13 protein-coding genes and 2 pseudogenes are annotated in these 20142 nt (G+C 73.3%); 7 read left to right on the top strand and 8 right to left on the bottom strand.

Annotated features, from left to right (window positions below):
• Positions 1–121: 121 nt before the first annotated feature.
• From ACIG5E_RS07080 to ACIG5E_RS07060, 5 genes and pseudogenes are all read right to left on the bottom strand, one after another.
• Entirely contained in the window at positions 122–2341 is a 2220-nt protein-coding gene (locus tag ACIG5E_RS07080; protein WP_396532102.1) for a DUF6571 family protein, read from the bottom strand.
• A gap of 10 nt (positions 2342–2351) precedes the next feature.
• Complete coding sequence (locus ACIG5E_RS07075) at positions 2352–2816, bottom strand: WXG100 family type VII secretion target (RefSeq protein ID WP_396532101.1); 465 nt, start codon at positions 2814–2816, stop codon at positions 2352–2354.
• 160 nt (positions 2817–2976) lie between these two features.
• Positions 2977–3690: pseudogene (locus ACIG5E_RS07070) on the bottom strand (putative Ig domain-containing protein); the annotation flags it as partial.
• A 216-nt stretch (positions 3691–3906) separates the two neighbouring features.
• Positions 3907–4344 (bottom strand): annotated as a pseudogene (locus ACIG5E_RS07065) (trypsin-like peptidase domain-containing protein); the annotation flags it as partial.
• A 366-nt stretch (positions 4345–4710) separates the two neighbouring features.
• Complete coding sequence (locus ACIG5E_RS07060; protein ID WP_396532100.1) at positions 4711–5622, bottom strand: hypothetical protein; 912 nt, start codon at positions 5620–5622, stop codon at positions 4711–4713.
• A gap of 150 nt (positions 5623–5772) precedes the next feature.
• Here ACIG5E_RS07060 and ACIG5E_RS07055 point away from each other — a divergent pair, with 150 nt between their 5' ends.
• Together ACIG5E_RS07055 and ACIG5E_RS07050 are read left to right on the top strand one after the other, a co-directional pair.
• Positions 5773–6894, top strand: coding sequence for an alpha/beta hydrolase (locus ACIG5E_RS07055; RefSeq protein WP_396532099.1), 1122 nt, complete (start codon positions 5773–5775; stop codon positions 6892–6894).
• A 170-nt stretch (positions 6895–7064) separates the two neighbouring features.
• Positions 7065–9494, top strand: a complete 2430-nt coding sequence (locus ACIG5E_RS07050; protein ID WP_396532098.1) for a glycosyltransferase family 39 protein — start codon at positions 7065–7067, stop codon at positions 9492–9494.
• 160 nt (positions 9495–9654) lie between these two features.
• Here ACIG5E_RS07050 and ACIG5E_RS07045 read toward each other — a convergent pair whose 3' ends face one another.
• The gene (locus ACIG5E_RS07045) at positions 9655–11232 is read right to left on the bottom strand and encodes an alpha/beta hydrolase (RefSeq protein WP_396532097.1); all 1578 of its coding nucleotides are present in this window, start codon (positions 11230–11232) and stop codon (positions 9655–9657) included.
• Between the two features lie 152 nt (positions 11233–11384).
• Complete coding sequence (gene moaA / locus ACIG5E_RS07040) at positions 11385–12380, bottom strand: GTP 3',8-cyclase MoaA (protein WP_396532095.1); 996 nt, start codon at positions 12378–12380, stop codon at positions 11385–11387.
• Between the two features lie 141 nt (positions 12381–12521).
• Between moaA and ACIG5E_RS07035 the strand changes: the two genes are divergently transcribed.
• The 5 genes from ACIG5E_RS07035 (at position 12522) to ACIG5E_RS07015 (ending at position 17610) form a co-directional block, all read left to right on the top strand.
• The gene (locus tag ACIG5E_RS07035; RefSeq protein ID WP_396532094.1) at positions 12522–13127 is read left to right on the top strand and encodes an NTP transferase domain-containing protein; all 606 of its coding nucleotides are present in this window, start codon (positions 12522–12524) and stop codon (positions 13125–13127) included.
• A gap of 157 nt (positions 13128–13284) precedes the next feature.
• On the top strand, positions 13285–14145 hold the full coding sequence (locus ACIG5E_RS07030; RefSeq protein WP_396532092.1) for a hypothetical protein: 861 nt from the start codon (positions 13285–13287) through the stop codon (positions 14143–14145).
• A gap of 202 nt (positions 14146–14347) precedes the next feature.
• Positions 14348–15205, top strand: coding sequence for a hypothetical protein (locus ACIG5E_RS07025; protein WP_396532091.1), 858 nt, complete (start codon positions 14348–14350; stop codon positions 15203–15205).
• Positions 15206–15361: 156 nt separating this feature from the next.
• Entirely contained in the window at positions 15362–16306 is a 945-nt protein-coding gene (locus ACIG5E_RS07020; protein ID WP_396532089.1) for a (2Fe-2S)-binding protein, read from the top strand.
• A 230-nt stretch (positions 16307–16536) separates the two neighbouring features.
• Positions 16537–17610, top strand: coding sequence for a DUF2637 domain-containing protein (locus tag ACIG5E_RS07015; RefSeq protein WP_396532088.1), 1074 nt, complete (start codon positions 16537–16539; stop codon positions 17608–17610).
• A 43-nt stretch (positions 17611–17653) separates the two neighbouring features.
• Here ACIG5E_RS07015 and ACIG5E_RS07010 read toward each other — a convergent pair whose 3' ends face one another.
• Positions 17654–19906 carry a SpoIIE family protein phosphatase gene (locus tag ACIG5E_RS07010; RefSeq protein WP_396532086.1) on the bottom strand — a complete coding sequence of 751 codons (2253 nt, stop codon included), beginning with the start codon at positions 19904–19906 and terminating at the stop codon, positions 17654–17656.
• Positions 19907–20142 lie beyond the last annotated feature (236 nt).

Here is a 20142-nt window from a genome sequence, read left to right as displayed (position 1 = left end):
CCAGCAGGCGCTGGCGGGTAGCTCCGCCGGTGCGTGGGCCGATCGCCACCACCACCCGGCCCCGGCGAGCAGTACCGCCACGACCCCGGCGGCGAGCCACCGCCGTCCGTTCCCCCTTCCCTCAGCCATTGACGGCCCGGGTGAAGAGCCCTGCGCTGTCGTTCGCGCCGTCCCGCACCGCGTTCGCGGCCCCTCCGGACAGCGCCTCGATCTGATCCGTGTTCAGGCCGCTTCCCTGCGCGGCGGTCTCCACGGCCTGCTTGGCAGCGCCGGCTGGACCGCCGACGCCCGCCACGTCCGCTGAGGTGGCCGGGTCCGCGGTGTTGACGTCAGTGATGTGGTAGCTCGACGTCAGTTGGTCGACGAAGTAGTTCACCGGCAGCGACACACCCGAGCCGACGCCGGGAATCATCCCCAACACCTTGCCGCCGGTCGCAGTCCAGACCGCTTTCCCCCACATGGCGTTCTGGTCGATGGACTTGTTGTACGCGTCCGCCTGGGCGTGCATCTCCTTCACCAGCGCGTCCGTCCGCGCCGCGGTGAGGATGCCGGCCACCTCGCCGCCGGAGCGCGCCGCATTGTTCACGGCCTGGTTGAACTGGGCACCGTAGACATCCTGGTGCAGCATGACGTCCTGGATGTGCGCCGTCGTGTAGGCCTGCTGGGCCTGGGCGATGGCACCGAAGGCCTCGGGGTTGCGGCCCAACGCGCCCAGCAGCTTCGCAGTCTCCTCCGTGCGCAGGTTGTTCACCGGGGTGCCGTAGGTCGTCAGCGTGTGGTCCTGCGGACTCATCGCCGCCTGCACGTCGCCCATGTAGGCAGCCATCATGTGGCCCAGACTCGGCGCGGCACCAGCGAACGGCGCCCCTGCACGGAGCGACTTGGGGCCGTCCCCGTTGCCGAAGCGGTCGACCACCTTCTTCATCAGGTCCGCTTCCTCCGGAGTGTGCGGCGTCAGTGGGTCCTGCGAGTCGTAGGCGCGGCCGGTGGTGGCCGCCTCCAGGGCGTGGCCCAGGGAGGTCGCCCCGGCCTGCTCCGCGTGACCGTACAGCTCGGTGCGCCCCGTCCACACGTCCTGGAGCGGCGAATCGCCGCCCGACCTGGTCAGCAGGTCGAAGTGCTTGTTCTCCTGGTTGTACGCCTTGACCGACCCGTCGACGTTGTAGGTCGTGGTCGGGTCGTGGAAGTAGGCCATCGCAGCCTGCGGGTTGTGTCCGAGGGCCTCCAGCACCCCCGCCATCGGGTTGAGGCCGCCCTGCGGGGCGCCCAGGAACTTGAACCGGTTGAAATCCCTGACGTTCCACCCGTCCGAGGTCCAGACCGCGTCCTTCTCGCTCAGCTGGGTGACGTGCTCAGCGATCGGGTTCAGGAAGTGCTTGTCGTACGTGCCGGTCCGCAGGATGTTCGACAGGACCTGGTAGCCGAACGGCTGGGCGCCGCCGGCCGGCCAGACGTCCACCCGGGCTACGCCCGCGCGACGCAACCCCGCTTCCCACTCGTCCGACAGACGAGGGTAGTTGCGGGTGTTGGTGGCGGTGGCCAGCGCCGTGCCGAGGTTCGCCTGGAGGTCGACGATGGCCTGTGGCCGGTTGCCACCCTTGTCGGCCGAGGCGGCGGCCAACTGGCCGTAATACTTCAGGAATCCGTCCGGCCCGAGGTTCTGGTAGAAGGCCGTGGTGAACCGCGGGTCGTTGGCGTGGTCCTTCAAGGCCTTGTTGAGCTGGTCCAGTTGGGCGTCGGTGGCGTTCCCGGCCAGCTTCAGGATGTCGGCCGCCTGCTTGGCCTGGTCCTCGGGGCTGCCCGGTGCGGGCTGGAACTTGGTCGCGTCCTTCCCCGTAACGGCGGCGAGCGCCGTGGCGGCCGCGGCGTCTGCGGCTTCCGCTCGCGCCAGGGCCTTCCCGATGTCGTCGGCCACCTCCTTCGCCAGCTGCTCGTAGGTGGTGGCGTAGTTCGGGTCGCTCTTGTCCGCCGCAGTCTTCGGTGCGGGCCAGGTGACCCGGCCGTCGGCAATGCTCACCTGCATGGCGTGGTCGGCGGCCTTCTTCACGGCCGCGTTCAGGTCTGCCTTGGCCGCGTTGAGTTCGGTGCAGGCATCGCGCAGGGCCTTCCCGATGGCGCTTGCCTCCTCGAATGCCGCGTCGAGCTCGTTCCGGACCTTGGCAATGGTGGCGGCAGCCCGTTCGGCCGCGTCGCCCCGCCAGCCCGCTCCCTGAAGCGGCGTGATGACATCCCCGGTGAGCTCGGAGGAGAACTCCCAGTTGCGCACCAGCGACTCGAAGGATTCGGCCAGGCCCTCTATGCCGCTGAAGGACGATGCACTCAGATCGTGAACGGTCACCATGTCGAAGTCCTCAGCTGGTTCCGAAGTTCTGGGCGTTCGCCTGTTCGGCACGCGCGTACTGGTCGGCGTTGCTGGCAAGTGCGGTGGATATGTTCCCCATCATCTGACTGGTTGCCGACACCTGGCCACCCCAGATCTGCCCCATGCCTTCAATGGCTTTGACGATCGCCCAATCCCCGGACACGTCCTCCGTGGGGTGGAGGTTATTCCTCCATATGTCCTGGCATGCCTTATCGAACTTGGTGTGCAGAGTCTCCGCATTGGTCGCCGCCCGACGCAGCGCCTCCGGACTGACCTTCACCGTCGGGCCGCTGCCGCTCGCACCGACCACCGGTTCCGGCGACCACCCTGGAGGCTGGGCGCCGGCCGCGGCGGCGGCGAGGTCCGGGAACTGCTTCTTCGCCGCTTCCGTCAGGTTTCCGGAGCTGTCGAAGAGCCACGGATTCACCCGTCGCTCGAAATCCAGGTCAGTCAATTTCTCCCACCCCTGTCCATGCGCGGACGGACTCCCCGTCCGGTCCACGTCAATTGGGAGCCTAGCCATCGGTCCCTGCGGTGCAAGGAAGTTGAGCGAAACATGAGCAACCGATAGGGCCCGGCGGCCGAAGCCGCCGGGCCCCTCTACCAAATGATCGTCAGCTGGTCTGGATCGAGGTGTCGTCGATCACGAAGCTGGTCTGCAGCGAGGAGTCCTCGGTGCCGGTGAACTTCACGGTGACGCTCTTGCCCGCGTAGGCGGAGAGGTCGAAGGTGCGCTGCTGGTAGCCGGTGGCGGCGTCCACGTTGGAGTAGGTCTTCAGCGTGGTGCCGTTCACCGAGACGGTCAGCTTGTCGTACGCGGTGGAGCCGGTCTCGGCGGTGTCGATGTGCAGCCAGAAGCTCAGCGTCGCCTTGCAGCCGGACGGGATGGTGACCGTCTGGGACAGGGTGTCGGTGTGGCTGCTGCCGTAGCCGTCCAGGTACGCCTTCCAGCTGCCGCCGTGCGCCGGCTGCGAGGAGCTGTTGTCGATCACGCCGCTCGAAGCCGTCCACGGCGCCGCCGAACCCGTCTCGAAGCCCGGGTTGCCGAGCAGCTGGGCCGGGGTGCAGGAGCCGCCGCCGCTGCCGGCGACCGTCCAACCGAAGCTGGTGGTGGCCGACTTGCCGGCGGCGTCGGTGACGGTGACGGTCACGGTGGAGCTGCCGGCGGTGGAGACGGTGCCGGAGATCAGGCCGGTCGAGGAGTTGATCGACAGCCCGGCCGGCAGGCCGCTGGCCGAGTAGGACAGCGGGGCGGTGCCGCCGGAGGCGTTGACCTGGAGGTTCACCGCGCCGCCGACGGTGGTGGACTGGTCACCGGGGCTGGCCACCGAAACCGAGGCGCCGGCCGGCTTGGTGAGCAGGCAGCCGGGCACGGTGAGGTCGATGGCGCGGCTGGAGTTCAGGCAGGTGGTGAACCAGTAGGTCTCCTCGCCGTAGCTCTGGCCCTTGGTGGCCGTGGTGGAGCCGTCGGCGGCGACCTCGCAGGGGTTGTTGAGGGTGCACATCTGGCCGTCGTCGTTGCCGGTGTTGTTGATGCCGACGATCCGCCCGCTCGCGGAGTCGATGATCGGCGAACCGGACGTGCCGTGCGTGGTGTTGCACCCGGAGCTGTAGCGCAGCGAGTCGTGCCAGGTCCACTGGTCCTCGCGCAGGGTGGGCACGAACCCGTTGACGGAGCAGTTCCAGACCTGCTTCCAGTACGAGGACGGGATGTACATCGAGGCGCCGTCGACCGGGTGGGCGTCGTTGACCGTCAGGGCGGTGACGCCGTACTGGGAGCTGATCGAGCCGTAGGTGTCGGTGAGTTGGTAGAGCGCGACGTCGGTGCCGGTCATCGTCGCGTAGATCACCTTGTCGGCCTGGACGGTGCCGAGGCTGTTGCCGGCACCGTCCAGCAGGGTGCCGCTGCGGCTGGCGCTGACGTTCTGGATGACCTGGCCGGCCGAGGGCATGGTGGGCAGGCAGTGCCCGTTGGTGAGCATCATAGCCCGGTCACCGGCCACCGAGGCGGGGAACCGGACCAGCGAGGCCGAGCAGTCGTCCAGGGCGATGGTCGCCGTCAGGTCGGCCGCCTGGACGGCGTGCGCGGGGGCGGCCGCGAAGGCCAGCCCGCCCGCGACGACGGCGCTCGTACCGGCCACCGCGACAAGTCTCTTGAACATGGCTCTCCTTGTGGGGGATCGCGGGGTGCCCGGCTAGTCGCCGAGGCCCGCGCCCGCACGAAAGTGCCATGGTCACTTCAAGCGGTCAACTGTTCTTGCACAACTCGCCACAGTGCGGGACGGGTTGTGCCATCGATTGGCAACAACCCGTCCTGGTATGCCCGTTACGGGCGGAGCCGGTGAACGTTACGGCTGCGGGAAGGTGTTCACGTCCACCCACTCGATATCGGGTCGGCTCTTGCCGTCCGGCGAGATGAGGGTGACCGTCCAGATCGTCCCGCCCCGGTCCGGCGTGAAGTCATTCCTGCCCGTGAACTTGGCGAACGCACAGCCCTGCGTGAACTGCTTCGTCCCGGAGTCCCAGTCCACCCCACCGGTGAAGTAGAAGTCGTACAGGCCGTCCGGAATGCCCTCGATGGTGGCCTGCTGCCCCTTGGCCGCGTACACCGAGGCCACCGACGTGCCGTTCGCGGCGATCGTGAAGACCGCGTCCGTCTGGCCGTTGTTGTCGACCTTCACCACGCCCTTTCCGCCCTTGCCGCCCTCACGGACCACGGTGCCGTGCTCCAGGGTCCGCGGCTGCGCCGGGGACTTGGGCAGTTCCGGGACGGCGAAGGCGGTCCGGTAGCCGGCCGCCGTCAGCTTGGCGAGCGCCGCCGAGACCCCCGCCACTCCCTGACCGGCTCCGAACTGGGCCAGGCCGGCGCCGGCGGCGCAGAGCTTGTGCTTCGTGATATCGGCCCGGACCGCCTCGGTGTCCGTGGCGAGCGTGGTCAGGGCGGTCGCCAGGTCGGCCCGCGCCGGCGCGGCGTCGGAGGGCGCGGTGGCGGCGTTCAGGTTCCGCGCGGCCCGGTTGGCGTCGGACGCCAGGCCGGCGAGCGCGGTTTCGAGGTCGTACGCGCTCTTGGCCGAGGTCGCCTTGCCGAACGCCGTGCCGACCGGCCCGAGTGCCTGGTCGAGCGCTGTACCGAACGGCGTCGCGGCGGCCGACGGCGAGGCACTCGACGCGGCCGTACCGCCCCCGCCGGAGCACGCCGCCAGCAGCAGCGCCGCACCGACGGCCAGACCGGACCTACCCGTGGACCCCAGGAACTTCACAACCCCACCCCGATGGCGCCGGGCGCACACTCCGTGCGCACACGGGGCGACATGGTGCCGATCATGGACCGTCCCGGTCAACCGGTTTGGAATCGATCACCCCCAGGGGCCGTCCCGGCCCTCCCATCGGGGTCAACTACGATCGGGCACGTGCTCAGTCTCACCGGACTCCCCCTCCAGATCATCACCTCGGTCATCGCGATCGTCGTCTTCGCCGCCACCATGTGGTTCTGGCCGAAGTTCGGCGGGAAGGGCTGGAAGTCCTGGCTGGGCCGGATCGGCGCCTTCCTGGCCACCCAGCTCTCGGTGCTGGCGGCCATGGGCCTGATCGCCAACAGCTACTTCGGCTTCTACAGCTCCTGGACCGACCTGCTCGGCACCAGCGGCGGGCTCGGCACGGTGGTCGACCACCAGCCCAACGCCTCCGGGGTGTCGATCACCGGTGAGCAGAAGTTCTACTCGGCCCAGGGCTCGGACCGCGACCGCTCCGGCCTGATCCAGAAGGTCGACGTCAAAGGAGCCGGCAGCGGCCTGAGCACCGAGGCGTACGTCTACCTCCCGCCGCAGTACTTCCAGCCGGGCTTCGCCAAGCAGCGCTTCCCGATGGCCGTGGTGCTCACCGGCTACCCGGGCACCCCGGAGAAGCTGATCTCGCTGATGCAGTACCCGGCGTCCACCCTCGACGCCATCGAGCAGAAGAAGCTGCCGCCGACCATCCTGGTGATGACCCGCCCCACCCTCGTCGGCGACCGGGACACCGAGTGCGTGGACGTGCCGAACGGCCCCCAGGTCGAGACCTTCTTCACCAGCGACCTGCCCAAGGCCCTCGCCACCACCTACCGGATCGGCACCGACCCGGCCAACCGGGCCGTGATCGGCAACTCCACCGGCGGCTACTGCGCGCTCAAGTTCGCGCTGCGCAAGCCCGACTCCTACCCGGCGGCGATCGCGCTCTCCGGCTACTACAGCGCCGCCCACGACCCGACCACCGGCGACCTGTTCGGCGGCGACGACAAGCTCAAGCAGGAGAACGACCTGCTGTGGCGGCTGAAGAACCAGCCGCCCGTCCCGGTCTCGCTGCTGCTGACCAGCGCGTACGACGAGAACAACTACGACGAGACCAAGGCCATGGTCGCCGCCTTCAAGGCCCCCACCAAGATGTCGACCATCACCCTGGACACCGCTGGCCACAACTTCCACACCTGGACCCGGGAGATCCCCCCGGCCCTGGAGTGGCTGGGCAAGCACATCACCATGCCGGCCGCCGCCTGAGCCCGGGAGCCGGGAAGCCGATACCCGGACGGACGCCCGCGCGACGGCCGGATGAAGGCCGGATGAGAACCTCCTGAGCCCCTGGCCGTACGGGTGAGACGGGACACATCACACCCGTCTCACAGCCGCGTCTCACGGTTCTCTCAGCCACGCCACGCACGGTATGGCGCATGACCACGAGCAGCTACTCCCCTCCGGCCGGCGATCCGTGGCCCGAGGCCGCGAACTACCCGCCGCCGGAGGTGCCGCAGCCGGGCACCGGTCGACCGACCCCGGCGCCGCTCTTCCCCGAGCAGCCCCTGCCGCCCGTCGGCCCGAAGGGCCCGGCCTCCTGGTCCGGACGGCTGCGCACCCTCCCGGTCCGCGCCTGGCGCGGGCGCGCGGACGACCCGCGCTGGGTGCGCCCGGCCCTGCTGGCGCTGATGGCCGCGACCGTCGTCCTCTACCTGTGGGGCCTGGGCGCCTCCGGTTGGGCCAACGCGTTCTACTCGGCCGCCGTCCAGGCCGGCAGCCAGAGCTGGAAGGCCTTCTTCTTCGGCTCCTCCGACGCCGGCAACTTCATCACCGTGGACAAGCCCCCGGCGTCGCTGTGGCCGATGGCGCTGTCGGTGCGGCTCTTCGGTCTGTCCTCCTGGTCGATCCTGGCCCCGCAGGCGCTGATGGGCGCCGCCACCGTCGGCGTGCTGTACGCCACGGTGCGCCGCCGCTTCTCCCCGCTGGGCGGCCTGCTGGCCGGCGCCGCGCTGGCGCTCACCCCGGTCGCGACGCTGATGTTCCGCTTCAACAACCCGGACGCCATGCTGGTGCTGCTGCTCACCCTGGCCGCGTACGGGATGGTGCGGGCGGTCGAGACGGCGAGCACCCGGTGGCTGCTGTTCACCGGGACGATGTTCGGCTTCGCGTTCCTCACCAAGACCCTGGCGGCGTTCCTGATCCTGCCCGCCTTCGCGGTGATCTACCTGGTCGTGGCCCCCACCGGCTTCTGGCGGCGGCTGCGGCAGACCCTGCTCTCGGGCCTGGCACTCGTGCTCTCGGCCGGCTGGTGGGTGGCGGTCGTCCAGCTGCTGCCCGCCTCGGCCCGCCCGTACGTCGGCGGCTCGCAGGACGACAGCTTCCTGTCGCTGACCTTCGGCTACAACGGCCTCGGCCGGGTCGACGGCAACGAGCGCGGCAGCGTGGGCGGCGGCGGACACCTCCCGGCCGGGCTCGACCTGCCGGCCGGCGCGATGCACAACCGGGGCTGGGGCCAGACCGGCATCACCCGCCTGTTCGGCAGCGACATCGGCGGGCAGATCGCCTGGCTGATGCCGGCCGCACTGATCCTGCTGGTGGTCGGCCTGTGGGCGACCCGCCGCTACGGCCGGCCGGACACCGCGCGCGCGGCGTTCCTGGTCTGGGGCGGCTGGCTGATCTCCACCGCGCTGATCTTCAGCTTCATGTCCGGGATCTTCCACCAGTACTACACGGTGGCGCTGGCCCCGGCCGTCGCGGCGCTGGTCGGCATGGGCGTGGACGGTCTGTGGCGGGCGCGGCACCGGCTGCCGTACGCCCTGCTGCTGGCGGGCGTGCTCGCGGTGACGGCGGGGTGGGCGTTCGTCCTGCTCGGCCGCAGCTCCGACTTCCTGCCCTGGCTGCGCTGGGCGGTGCTGGTCGGCGGGCTGGCGGCGGCGGTCGCGCTGGTCGCCGGGCAGTACGTCGGCGGCGTCTCCGGACGGACCGGCGCGCGGATCGCCTCGGTGGCGGGCCTGGTGGGCGTGGCGGCGGCGCTCGGCGGTCCGGCCGCGTACGCGGTGGACACCGTGGGCACCGCGCACAACGGCTCGATCATCACCGCCGGGCCGTCCGTGAAGGGCGCGTTCGGGCCGGGGTCGTTCGGGCGCAAGGGCGGCAAGGGCGCGCTGGGCAACGGCCGGATGTTCGGCCAGGGCGGTCAGAACGGCCAGGGCGGCTGGGGCGGTCAGGGCGGCTTCCCCGGCGGTCAGGGTGGTCAGGGTGGTCAGAACGGCCAGGGCACCCACGGTCAGGGCGGCTTCCCCGGCGGCTCCGGCCGGGGCTCCGGCGGCGGCACTGCCCCGGGCGGCCGCCACGAGCGCGGTACCGGCGGCGCCACCGGCCCCGGCGGCGCCACCGGCTTCCCGGGCGGTTTCCCCGGCGGCCAGGGCCCCGAGGGCGCCGGCGGCCCCGGCGGCTTCGCCGGCGGCATGGGCGGCCTGCTCGGCGGCACCAAGGTGAGCGACGAGGCCGTGGCGCTGCTCTCGCAGGACGCCGGCCACTACACCTGGGCGGCCGCCACCACCGGTTCGCAGAACGCCGCGAGCTACCAACTCGCCACCGGCAAGCCGGTGATGGCGCTCGGCGGCTTCAACGGCACGGACCCCTCGCTCAGCCTGGAGGGCTTCCAGAAGTACGTCCAGCAGGGCAAGGTGCACTGGTTCATCGCCGGCGGCTCGCACCGCGGCTTCGGCGGCGCGGGCGGTGAGGGCGGCGAAGGCGGTCAGCAGACCGAGGCCGCCCAGATCGAGGCCTGGGTGACCAGCCACTTCACCGCCAAGACGGTCGGCGGCGCCACCTTCTACGACCTGACGGCTCCGAAGTCCTGACTCCGGAATCCTGATCCGGGAGCCTTGATCCCTGCTCCCGGATCAGGCTCGGGAGTCCTCACCCGGGAGTCCAAGCTCCGGGAAACCCTGATCCGGAGACTCAACTCCCCAGGGGGCGTGTCGCGTTCGCGCGGCACGCCCCCTCTTCGCGTTCCCCGGCTCAGTCCGAGCCGCAGCGCGTCCCGGCGGCCGGCAGCACCCCGTCCACCAGGAACGCGGCGACGGCGTCGCGCACGCACGCGCTGCGGTCCCAGGACATGTGCCCGTCGCCCTCGCGGGTGAGCAGCACGCCGTGCTGCAGCCCGGCCGCCATCCGCTGCGCCCACGCGTAGGGGGTGACCGGGTCGTCCGTCCCGCCGATCACCAGGATCGGTGCGCTGCCGGTCGCCGTCACGGTGTGCGGCTGCTCGGTGGAGCGGTACGGCCAGCGGCGGCAGTCGGGGTCGAGGAGGGTGACCCGGGTGTCGTGCCGGCTGGTGAGCGGGGCCCGGGCGGCGAGGTCGGCGAGCGCGACGTGCAGGTCCGCGGCGGTGGGGGCGAGCGGGGCGTCGGCGCAGTGGATGGCCGCGTAGGCGTCCGCCGCGGTGTCGTAGTGGCCGTCCTCGTCGCGGCCGGTGGTGCCGTCGGCGAGCTTGAGCAGTTCGTCGGCCTCGCCGTGGGCGAGGGCGGGGTCGAGGGCGGCGCGCAGCCGGGGCCAGTTGCGGCGGCCGTCGTCGAGGGCGTCGAGGACGCCGGTCCAGGCGAGGGCGGCGGTGAGGGTCCGGCCGTCACGGGCGGGCAGCGGGTGGTCCTTGAGGCCGTCGAGGAAGTCGGCGAGGCGCTGGGGGGCGGCGGCCGGGTCGCTGCCGAGCGGGCAGGTGTCGTCCTCGGCGGCGCAGCCGGTGGCGTAGGCGCGGAAGGCGGCCTCGGTGGCGACGGCCTGTTCGCCGTTGAGGTGCATCAGGTCGGTGCTGCGTTCGACGGCGCCGTCGAGGACGAGCCGGCCGGTGCGGTCGGGGAACTCCTCGGCGTAGAGGGCGCCGAGGTAGGTGCCGTAGGAGAGGCCGAAGAAGTCGAGCTTGCGTTCGCCGAGGGCGCCGCGCAGCACGTCCATGTCGCGGGCGGTGTTGCGGGTGCCGAGGTAGGGGAGCACGTCGGCGTACTTGGCCTGGCAGGCGTCGGCGAGGACCTGGCCGTGGTCGTAGGCCGGGTCGTCGGTGCTGGTCCACTGTTCGCGGGTGCGGTCGTCCAGGCAGTGGACGGGGAGGGTGCCGCCGGCGGCGCGCGGGTCGAAGCCGACCAGGTCGAAGTGGTCGCGCAGCGGGCCCTGGTTGCCCTGCCAGCGCCGGGCCATGGTGATGCCGGAGATGCCGGGCCCGCCGGGGTTGAGCAGCAGGGCGCCGGTGCGGTGGCCCGGGTCGGCGGCGGGCACCCGGGCGAGCGGGACGTCGGTGGTGCGGCCGCCGGGGTCGGCGTAGTCCAGCGGGACCTTGAGGGTGGCGCACTGCAGGACGGGTTCGTCCTGGTCGGCGGGGTCCGCGTCGGCGTCGCAGGGGGCCCAGTCGAGCCGCTGGTCGTAGAAGGCCCGCAGGGCCGGGGAGGTGTCGGCGGAGACCCGCTCGGCGAGCGGTGGGCGGCTCGTCGGGGCGCCCGCGTCGCGTGCGCCGCCGGGGCCGGAGCAGCCGACGGGCAGGGCGAGGAGGAGGGCGGCGAGGGCGGGCAGGGCGCGCCGCGGGAGGCGGGGGGTCGTCGAGGGCACCGCCCACGAATACCACCCGGCGCGCTCCCGGGACACGTCGCCCTCCCCGCCTTGTCGCGGTCCTACCGCCGCCTCGTCACCGCGGGGCGAAACGAGGCCAAGGAGCATGTCGAAGCTCACACTCCGCCAGATCCCCGACCAGCCCGGTGTGCTCAGCCGCCGATCGCCGACATCGGCCGCTCGGGCCGGACGAAGTCGGCGCTGCCGATGGCGTGTCCGGGCCCCTTGCCGGCCACCGAGGCCCGCCAGGCCTCCTCGATCCGCCCGTCGTCCGCGCCGCCGCGCAGCAGGGCGCGCAGGTCGGACTCCTCGGTGGCGAACAGGCAGTTGCGCAGCTGCCCGTCGGCGGTCAGCCGGACCCGGTCGCAGCCGCCGCAGAACGGGCGGGTGACGGAGGCGATCACCCCGATCACCGTGTCCGTCCCGGCGATCCGCCACTCCTCCGCCGGGGCGTTGCCGCTCCGCCCGACCGGCACGAGGTCGAAGCGCTCGCCCAGCCGGGCCAGGATCTCGTCGGCCGTCACCATCGCGGCCCGGTCCCAACTCCCCTGCGCGTCCAGCGGCATGGACTCGATGAAGCGCATCCGGTAGCCGTGTTCGACGGCGAAGGACGCCAACTCCGGGATCTCGTCCTCGTTGACCCCGCGCACCGGCACGGCGTTGACCTTCACCGGGTCCAGCCCGGCCGCCTTCGCCGCCGCCAGCCCCGCGAGCACGTCGCCGATCCGGTCCCGCCGGGTGAGCGCCGCGAACCGGTCCGCGCGCAGCGTGTCCAGGCTGACGTTCACCCGCCCCAGCCCCGCCTCCCGGAGCTGGACGGCCGTACGCGCCAGGCCGATCCCGTTGGTGGTCAGCGACAGCTCCACCCCCAGCGCCGCCAGCCGCCCGACCAGCCCCGGCAGCCCCCGCCGCAGCAGCGGCTCCCCGCCGGTCAGCCGCACCGAGCGCACCCCCAGCCGCTGCACCGCGATCCGTACCAGCCGCACCACCTCGTCGTCGCCGAGCACCTCCGCCCGGGGCAGCCAGTCCAGCCCCTCCGCCGGCATGCAGTAGGTGCAGCGCAGGTTGCAGCGGTCGGTCAGGGAGACCCGCAGATCGGTGTGGACCCGTCCGAAGCGGTCCACCAGCGGGCGCGGTGCGGTGTTCATCGCCCCAGTACAGGGGCAAGCGCGCCGCCGGACCAGCGGCCGAACCGCCGGGGAGCGCCCCCGACCCGCGCCTTCGTCTTGTGGATTCGTACAATCCGCGAACCGCTGCGCGAGCGCCCCCGGAGCGGGCAGGCTGGGCGCATGCAGAACACACCGCCCGCCGCCGTCCCGGCCCTCGTCCTCGCCGCCGGGGGCGGACGCCGGCTCGGCGGGCGGCCCAAGGCGCTGGTCCGGTACGCGGGCCGGCCGCTGGTGGAGCACGCGGTGGCCACCGTACGGGCCGGCGGCTGCCCGGACGTCACGGTGGTGCTGGGCGCGGAGCGCGACCGGGTCCGCTCCACCGCGCACCTGCCGGGCTGCCGGCTGGTGGCCAACCCGGACTGGGCCCAGGGCATGGGCTCCTCGCTGCGGGCCGGGCTGGCCGCGCTGGCGCCGGACGCCCCGGCGGTGCTCGTGATGCTGGTCGACACCCCGGGCGTCACCCCGGCCGCGGTGGCCCGGCTGCTGGCCGCGCACCGGGCCGGCGCCGAGCTGGCCGCGGCGGCGTACGACGGGCGGCGCGGGCACCCGGTGCTGATCGGCGCGCGGCACTTCGCCGAGGCGGCCGGGGGCGCCGCCGGCGACGCCGGGGCCCGCGCCCTGCTGGCGGCGCACGCCGCGGAGCTCGTCCTGGTCGAGTGCGCGGACGTCGCCGTCCCGGACGACCTCGACACCCCCGCCGACCTGGCCCGCTGGTCGGCCCGCTGACGTCCTCCGTACGCCGACGGCGCATCCTCCCTGCGAAGGGTCCGGCCGAGGGGCGCGCCCTGATCTGTCCCTGAGGATTGCCCCATTCCGCGCCCAGGACCGGAGGTTTCGGGGAGCATGGGAAGCACCCACCCGACACCGACGGACGGAGCCCGCGATGGCAGGACTGCCCGACGACTTCACCGGACACGACCCCGCGCTGCCAGGGCCCGGGGCGGGCGGTGCCGCCCGGGCGATCCGCTGCCCCGCCTGCCGCCGCGAGCACCTGTACGAGCCGCCGTCCCTGCCCTGCCCGTGCGGCGCCTCGCTGAAGGTGCCGCTGCTGCGCGGCGGGGTGCCGGTGCAGGTGCGGTTCCGCTCCTGGGAGGACTCCTGGCTGAGCATGCGCTGCCCGCACTGCGGCCGCTCCGACCAGTGGCCGCAGCCCGAGTTCACCTGCAACTGCGGCGCCACCGTCCGGCTCCCGGTGGACCGCACCACCCGGCTGGGCAGCGGCACGGCCGGCCCGCTCGCCGCCCCCGGCCCGCAGGCCTCCCGCCCGTACCCGGCACACCCGGTGAACACCCCGGCGCCCGCCCCGCCCGCGCCCCCCGGCGGCCCGGCGGGCCGCCCTCGCCCGTTCCGCCACCGCACCCCGTTCCGCCCCCACCCGGTGCGCACCTCGCAGGACGCGGTGTTCACCGCCGCCCGCTACCTGGAGTGGCTCGGCTTCGACGACCTGGAGCTGACCGAGGCTCAGGAGCGCGACGGGGTCACCCTGCTGGGCAGCCGGATGGTCGCCCAGGTCGACACCTGGACCGAGCCCGCCGACGTGAAGTCGGTCGAGTGCCTGTGGCTGCAGACCCTGCACGCCGAGGAGATGGCCGCCGCCATGTTCACCCTGGCCGGCTACTCCCACCAGGCCACCGTGCGCGGCGAACAACTGCTGGTCGCCCTGTTCAGCCTGGACCTGGCCGGCGTGCCGCAGCCCGCCAACGGCGCCGCCGAAGCCCTGATGGAGACCGGTTGGACCTCCTGACCCGACCGCCGACCCCACTAGATCATCTCCCCGGCAAAAGCAACAACCTCCGCTCGTGATCTGGTGCACAAGCTCGCCCCCGTGTTGAATTGCCGCCACAGCGCGGGCCTTTCGCCCTGCCGTCGCCATGCGCACGGTCGTGGCGGCAGGGCCCCAGGGGCAGGTCCGTGCCCTGCTGGATGGCGCACACAAGGAGGTGGCGTTGTCAGAGCACGGATGGAGCCCGAACGGCCCGGACGAACGGGGGCGGGCGGCAGCGGAGGAACCGGGCGACACCGTGTGGCGGCTGCGGTCCCGGGGGTGCTGGCAGGAGGCCGCCGAACTGCTGCGACCGGCCGCCGAACACGACCCGACCATCGCCCTCGCACGGGCCGAACTCCTCATCGAACAGTGCCTGTTCACCGCCTCGCAGTGGACCCAGGCGGAACAGGCGCTACGACTCGCCGAGGCCCTGGCGGAGGGCACCGAACAGCGCGCGGCCGCCGCCTGCGCCCGCGGCTTCCTCGCCTACCTGGCCAGCGTGCTCGGCCCACGGGACCGGCTGGACGAGGCGCAGGCCGCACTCGGCCGCACCTCGGCCCTGCTGCCGCCGGACGCCCCGGGCCGACCCCTGCTGGACTTCCGACGCGGACTGGTCGCCGAGAACCTGCTGCGCGACCGCAGCGCCGCCTGGATCGCCTACCGCCGGGCGCACGAGGGCGCCGGCGAGCGCGGGGACGAACTGCTGCGCTCCTACACCTGGCGGCACCTCGCCGCCCTGGCCCTCTCCCGCGGGGAGCGCGGCAACGCCCGGGAGGGCTTCGACGCCTCCCTGCGGCTGCGCGAGCAACTCGGCTTCACGGTGGGGGTGGCGCCGGCGCTCGCCGCGCTCGCCGAGGTGTCCGAGCCTCCCGAGGCGGCGCGGCTGCGCGCCGAGGCCGCCCGCCTGGTGCACGCCCTGGGCGGGGTGCCGGTCTGGCTCGCACGCCAGCTGTCGAACACGCCCCCCGGAACCGGGCGCGCGCCGGGGCCTCCCCCGGACGGGCGCATCACCAGCGAGACCCGAGGGACAATCAGCTAAGGTGAGCCTAACCTGTCCGGGGTGAGCAGCGCCCCGGACAGGTCGCCTTGCCGTCCCCCGGGCACCGCCGCGCCCCGGTCCGGCCGGGCCCGGCGCCTCGCGGCCGGGGCCGCCGGCCGGTCCGCCGGCGCCCCGGTCGACCCGATGGGGCCCGCCATGACCGCGAGCAGCACCCGGCCCGGCCCGGCGCCGTGCGCCCCCCGCACCACCGAGGCGCACACCCCGGCCCACGCGCCGGACACCCCCACCCCCTGCGCGCCCTCGTACCACCGGCTGGCCGCGCTGACCCCGATCCTGGACGTGCACTGCGCCCCACCCCGCCGGGGCGGCGGCTGGCTGCCCGTCGCCGACCTCACCACCGACCGCGGCGCCGTCCGCGAGCTGGTCGCCCACGACGCCCGGCAGGGCCTCGCCCGCTACGGGCAGCCGCTGCGCCCGGACGTGGCGGCCGGCTTCGGACTGCACCGCCTGGTCTGGCCGGTCTCGCTGCTGTTCACCGTGCCATGGTTCCTGGAACGGCGCGTCCCGCTGCTCGGCCCCGACGACGTCTCGCTGCGCCGCGGCCCCGCCTCGGCGGAGCTGACGGTGCGCCCGGAGGCCTTCGTCTGCCTGCCGGACGATCCGGCGGCCGACTCCCCCGGGGCCCGTACGGCGCCGGACGAGAACGCGCTCGCGGCCCAACTGCGCTGCTCGCTCGGCGAGTTCCTCGAACCGGTGCTGACCGCCTTCGGGCCGGAGGTGCGGCGTGGGCCGCGGGTGCTGTGGGCGATGGCCACCGACGCGGTGGTGGAGGGGCTCTGGTACGCGGGCGGGCTGCTCGGGGAGCAGGAGCGGGCGCGCGCCGAACTGTCCGCACTGCTGACCCCTGGGGGGCCGGCCGCACTGCCGGCGCCCGGGAAGCGACCGGCGTGCACGCCCGGCGCGGGTCATGGACCCACCCCCGCCCCGGCCCCCTTCACCCCGGGCGCCGGTTTCGCGCCCCCGGCGCCAGGACGCACCGGTGCTTCGGGTACGGACCGGGCCCGGGCCAGCTGTTGCCTCGTCTACACCGTGGAATCCGGGGAGATGTGCGGCGGCTGCCCTCGCGTCACGCGACGTTGACGAAAATTCGTCCGATTCAGGATTCGAAAAGCCCGTAATTCCGGGAACCTCCCACGCCAAATTCATATGACAATTCGATTGGTGGCGGGTCAGAAATCCCTCTCCCCAGCGCATTGACGGCGAATCGGCCTTTCGTCCGCCGGGCATCCGTCATGATGGTCCCCGCCGCGCTGCTGGAACGCAGTGGGCGGCGCAGGAACGCGACGCAGAAAGCGAGGCTGGTTCCGGCGATGAAATTGTCCGACATACCGCTCGGCTGGGCCGTCACCGGGGTAGCGGGGCTGCTGGTCAGCGCCCTCCTGGTGCCCCTGGCCCGAAGCCGGGGATCCGCCGCCGGCGGGGATTCCTGGGAGCGTTCCGAGGAACGGCGCCGCAACAAGGAATCCCTGTACGGCGCCGCCTCCTACACGCTGCTGTTCTGCTGCGCCGGGGTCGCGGCCGCGCTCTCCTTCCACGGACTGGTCGGCTTCGGCGTGCAGAACCTCGGCCTCTCCGGCGGCTGGGAGTACCTCGTCCCGTTCGGGCTCGACGGCGCCGCGATGTTCTGCTCGGTGCTCGCCGTCCGCGAGGCCAGCCACGGCGACGCGGCGCTCGGCTCCCGGCTGCTGGTCTGGCTCTTCGCCGGCGCCTCGGCCTGGTTCAACTGGGTGCACGCCCCGCGCGGCTTCGGCCACGCCGGCGCCCCGCAGTTCTTCTCCGGCATGTCGCTGTCCGCCGCGATCCTGTTCGACCGCGCGCTCAAGCAGACCCGCCGGGCCGCACTGCGCGAACAGGGCCTGGTGCCCCGCCCGCTGCCGCAGATCCGCATCGTCCGCTGGCTGCGCGCCCCGCGCGAGACCTACGCGGCCTGGTCGCTGATGCTCCTGGAGGGCGTGCGCAGCCTGGACGAGGCGGTGGACGAGGTCCGCGACGACAAGCGCGAGCGCGCGCTGGAGAAGGAGCGCCGCAAGCTGGCCGGCCGCCGCGAGCGGGCCGAGATCCGGGCGATCAGCCGGAGCGGCAGCCACTGGCGCGGACGCGGCGGCGCCGCACGGCAGTTGGAGTCGGGCGGCTCGGAGCCCGCGATAGCCGGCGGGCCCGGGGCGGAGCGTCCGGCGGACTCACGGGAGGTCGAGGCCGCGGCCTCTCCCGGGCCCGGTGTGCGCGAGGTCGAGGTGGCCGAGGGCACCGTCGTCCAGTCCAGCCTGCCGGCCCGTCCGGAACGGCGCACCATCGACCTCACCGTCGACGAGGACACCGTCACCCTGCCCCGGCTGGACTCGCTGGAGCGCAAACTGAAGGACCTGGAGCAGCAGTTCGGCTGACCCCCCGGGGCACCGGCCCCGGGGGTGTCCGGCAGATCCGGTCCTACGCCGCGCTCACCCCGCTGAGTTCGAACCACATCCGCTTGCCGGACCCGCGCGGTTCCACGCCCCAGGCGTCCGCCAGCGCCTCGACCAGCATCAGCCCGCGCCCGGAGGAGGCCTGCTCCCCCGGCGTCCGGCGGGTCGGCCACAGGTCCGACTCGTCCTCCACCTCGACCCGCAGCCGGGCCCGGCCGCCGTCCGAGGCCGACTCCCGGTAGAGCCGGGCGGTGAACATGGCGTCCCGGTCGGTGTGCCGGATCGCGTTGGTGACCAGCTCGGAGGAGAGCAGCTCGGCGGTGTCGATGAACTCGGCGACGCCCCAGCGGCGCAGCGCGTCGCGCAGTTCGGCGCGGACCTCGGCGACCCGCGCCAGGTCGGCCTGGCCGATCCGGCGGCGCAGCTGCTGGGCGGCGAGCCCGCCCGCCGGGCCGTCCCAGCGCAGGAGCAGCAGCGCTATGTCGTCCTCGCGTTCGCTGGAGTCGGCGGCCTGGGAGGCGATCCGGTCGGCCAGCTCCTCCAGCGGATCGCGGGCCGCCTCGTCGGCGACCGGCAGCGGGCGGGCCAGGGTGCTGGTCAGTCGGCCGATGCCCTCGTCCAGGTCCATGCCGCGCGCCTCGACCAGGCCGTCGGTGCACAGCACCACCGTCTCGCCCGGGTCCAGGCTGAACCGGGTGACCCGGTACTCCTGGTCCGGGTCGATGCCCAGCGGCAGCCCGCCGGCCACCGGCACCACGGCGGCCGTGCCGTCCGCGCGGCGCACCACCGGGTCGAGGTGGCCGGCCCGGACGGCGTAGACCACGCCGTAGTCCACGTTGACCTCGGCGTAGGTGCAGGTCGCGAAGTGGTCGGTGTCCAGGTCGGCGAGGAAGCGGGAGGCGCGGGCCATCACCGCGGCGGGCGGGTGGCCCTCGGCGGCGTAGGCGCGCAGCGCGATCCGCAGCTGGCCCATGATCCCGGCGGCGTGCACGTCGTGGCCCTGGACGTCGCCGATCACCAGGCCGACGTGCCCGCCGGGCAGCGGCACCACGTCGTACCAGTCGCCGCCGATCTGCAGCCCGGAGCCGGCCGCGAGGTAGCGCACCGCGGTGGTCACGCCGGGGATGGACGGGACGGTGCGCGGCAGCATCACCCGTTGCAGGCCCGCCGCCAGCTCGTGCTCGGCGTCGTGCAGCCGGGCCCGGGCCAGCGACTGGGCGACCAGCCCGCCCAGGGTGGACAGCAGGGTGCGCTCGTCCGCGTCCAGCTCGCGCTCGTCGTCGAAGCTGACCACGCAGACGCCGATCGCCCGGCCGCTGGCCACCAGCGGCAGGTACGCCCAGGAGCCGCGGCCGGTGCGGCTGGTCTGCTCCCAGACGTCGGGGTGGCGGTCGCGGAAGTCCTCGCGGCTGGAGATGAAGACCGGGGCGCGGTACCTGAGTGCCTCGGCGGCCGGGTGGCCGGCCGGCAGCACGGTGCGGTCCCATACGGCGAGCGCCTGGGAGCGGTAGCCGGAGGCGCCGAGGATCCGGGCCCGTCCGGCCTCGAAGGAGGCGAGCACCAGGCCGTCCGGCGGCAGTCCGGGCAGCGGCAGTTCGGTGAACACCCGGGCCACGTCACGGACGGTGACCGCCTCGGAGAGGGCGCGCGCGGCCTCCTTGATGAACCGGGAGCGCTCCTCGCGCAGCAGGGCGAGCCGGCCCGCCCGGTCGCGCTTGTGCAGCTCGACGGTGGCGTCCCAGACGAAGCCCACCATCCGGGAGGCGCGGCCGAAGGCGTCCGCGAGCACCCGGCCGCGGAAGCGCACCGCGCGCATAGTCCCGTTCGGCCCGACGGTGCGGTAGTAGGCGCCGCACTGGCCCAGCTCGGCCACCGCGCGCTCGACCCGGCGGCGCACCACGGGCGCGTCCTCGGGGTGCAGGAGGGACAGGAAGGAGGCGGCGGTGCGGTCGAAGCGGCCCCGCTCGACGGAGTCCAGGCCGATGATCGCGCAGGCCCGATGGTCGCCCTCCAGGACGTCGCGGCGGATGTCCCAGTCGAAGGAGCCGATGCCGTTGGCGGCCATCGCGGGCTCCAGCCAGTCCGGCATGGAGTCGCCGGAGGCGGGCGGCAGTCCGCCGGACAGCACGGGCGCCAGCCGCCCGGAGGCGAGCGCGGGAGGCGTGCGCACGGAGTTCCGGCGGGTGGCCTGGGCGGGCGGGCGGACGACTGGCGGCGGCTCCACGGCGGACGCGCCGGGAGGAAGGGCCGGCCCCGGCGACTCGGGCTCAGTGGGCATGCTGCTCCTGCCGCTGCCGTGGCGGACCGCGCCGACCGTCCGGACGGGCCGCGTGGCGGTGTGATGGGTGGTGCTGGATCGGACGGTGTCGACGGACGGTGGTCAGTCGAGGTTCGGTCTCCCCGCTGCTTCCCGCACGTGGACACACATTCCCACCATCCTGGCCAATGTTCGGCTGAGCGGCAATGGCAACGGGCCGGAAATCTTCCACTCCGCCTTGTGTTCAGGGGTTGCTT

This window comes from Kitasatospora sp. NPDC053057 (assembly GCF_044546945.1).
GTDB lineage: Bacteria > Actinomycetota > Actinomycetes > Streptomycetales > Streptomycetaceae > Kitasatospora.
The sequence above is the reverse complement of the archived record's forward strand: the minus strand, read 5'-3'. Positions and strand labels throughout refer to the sequence as shown.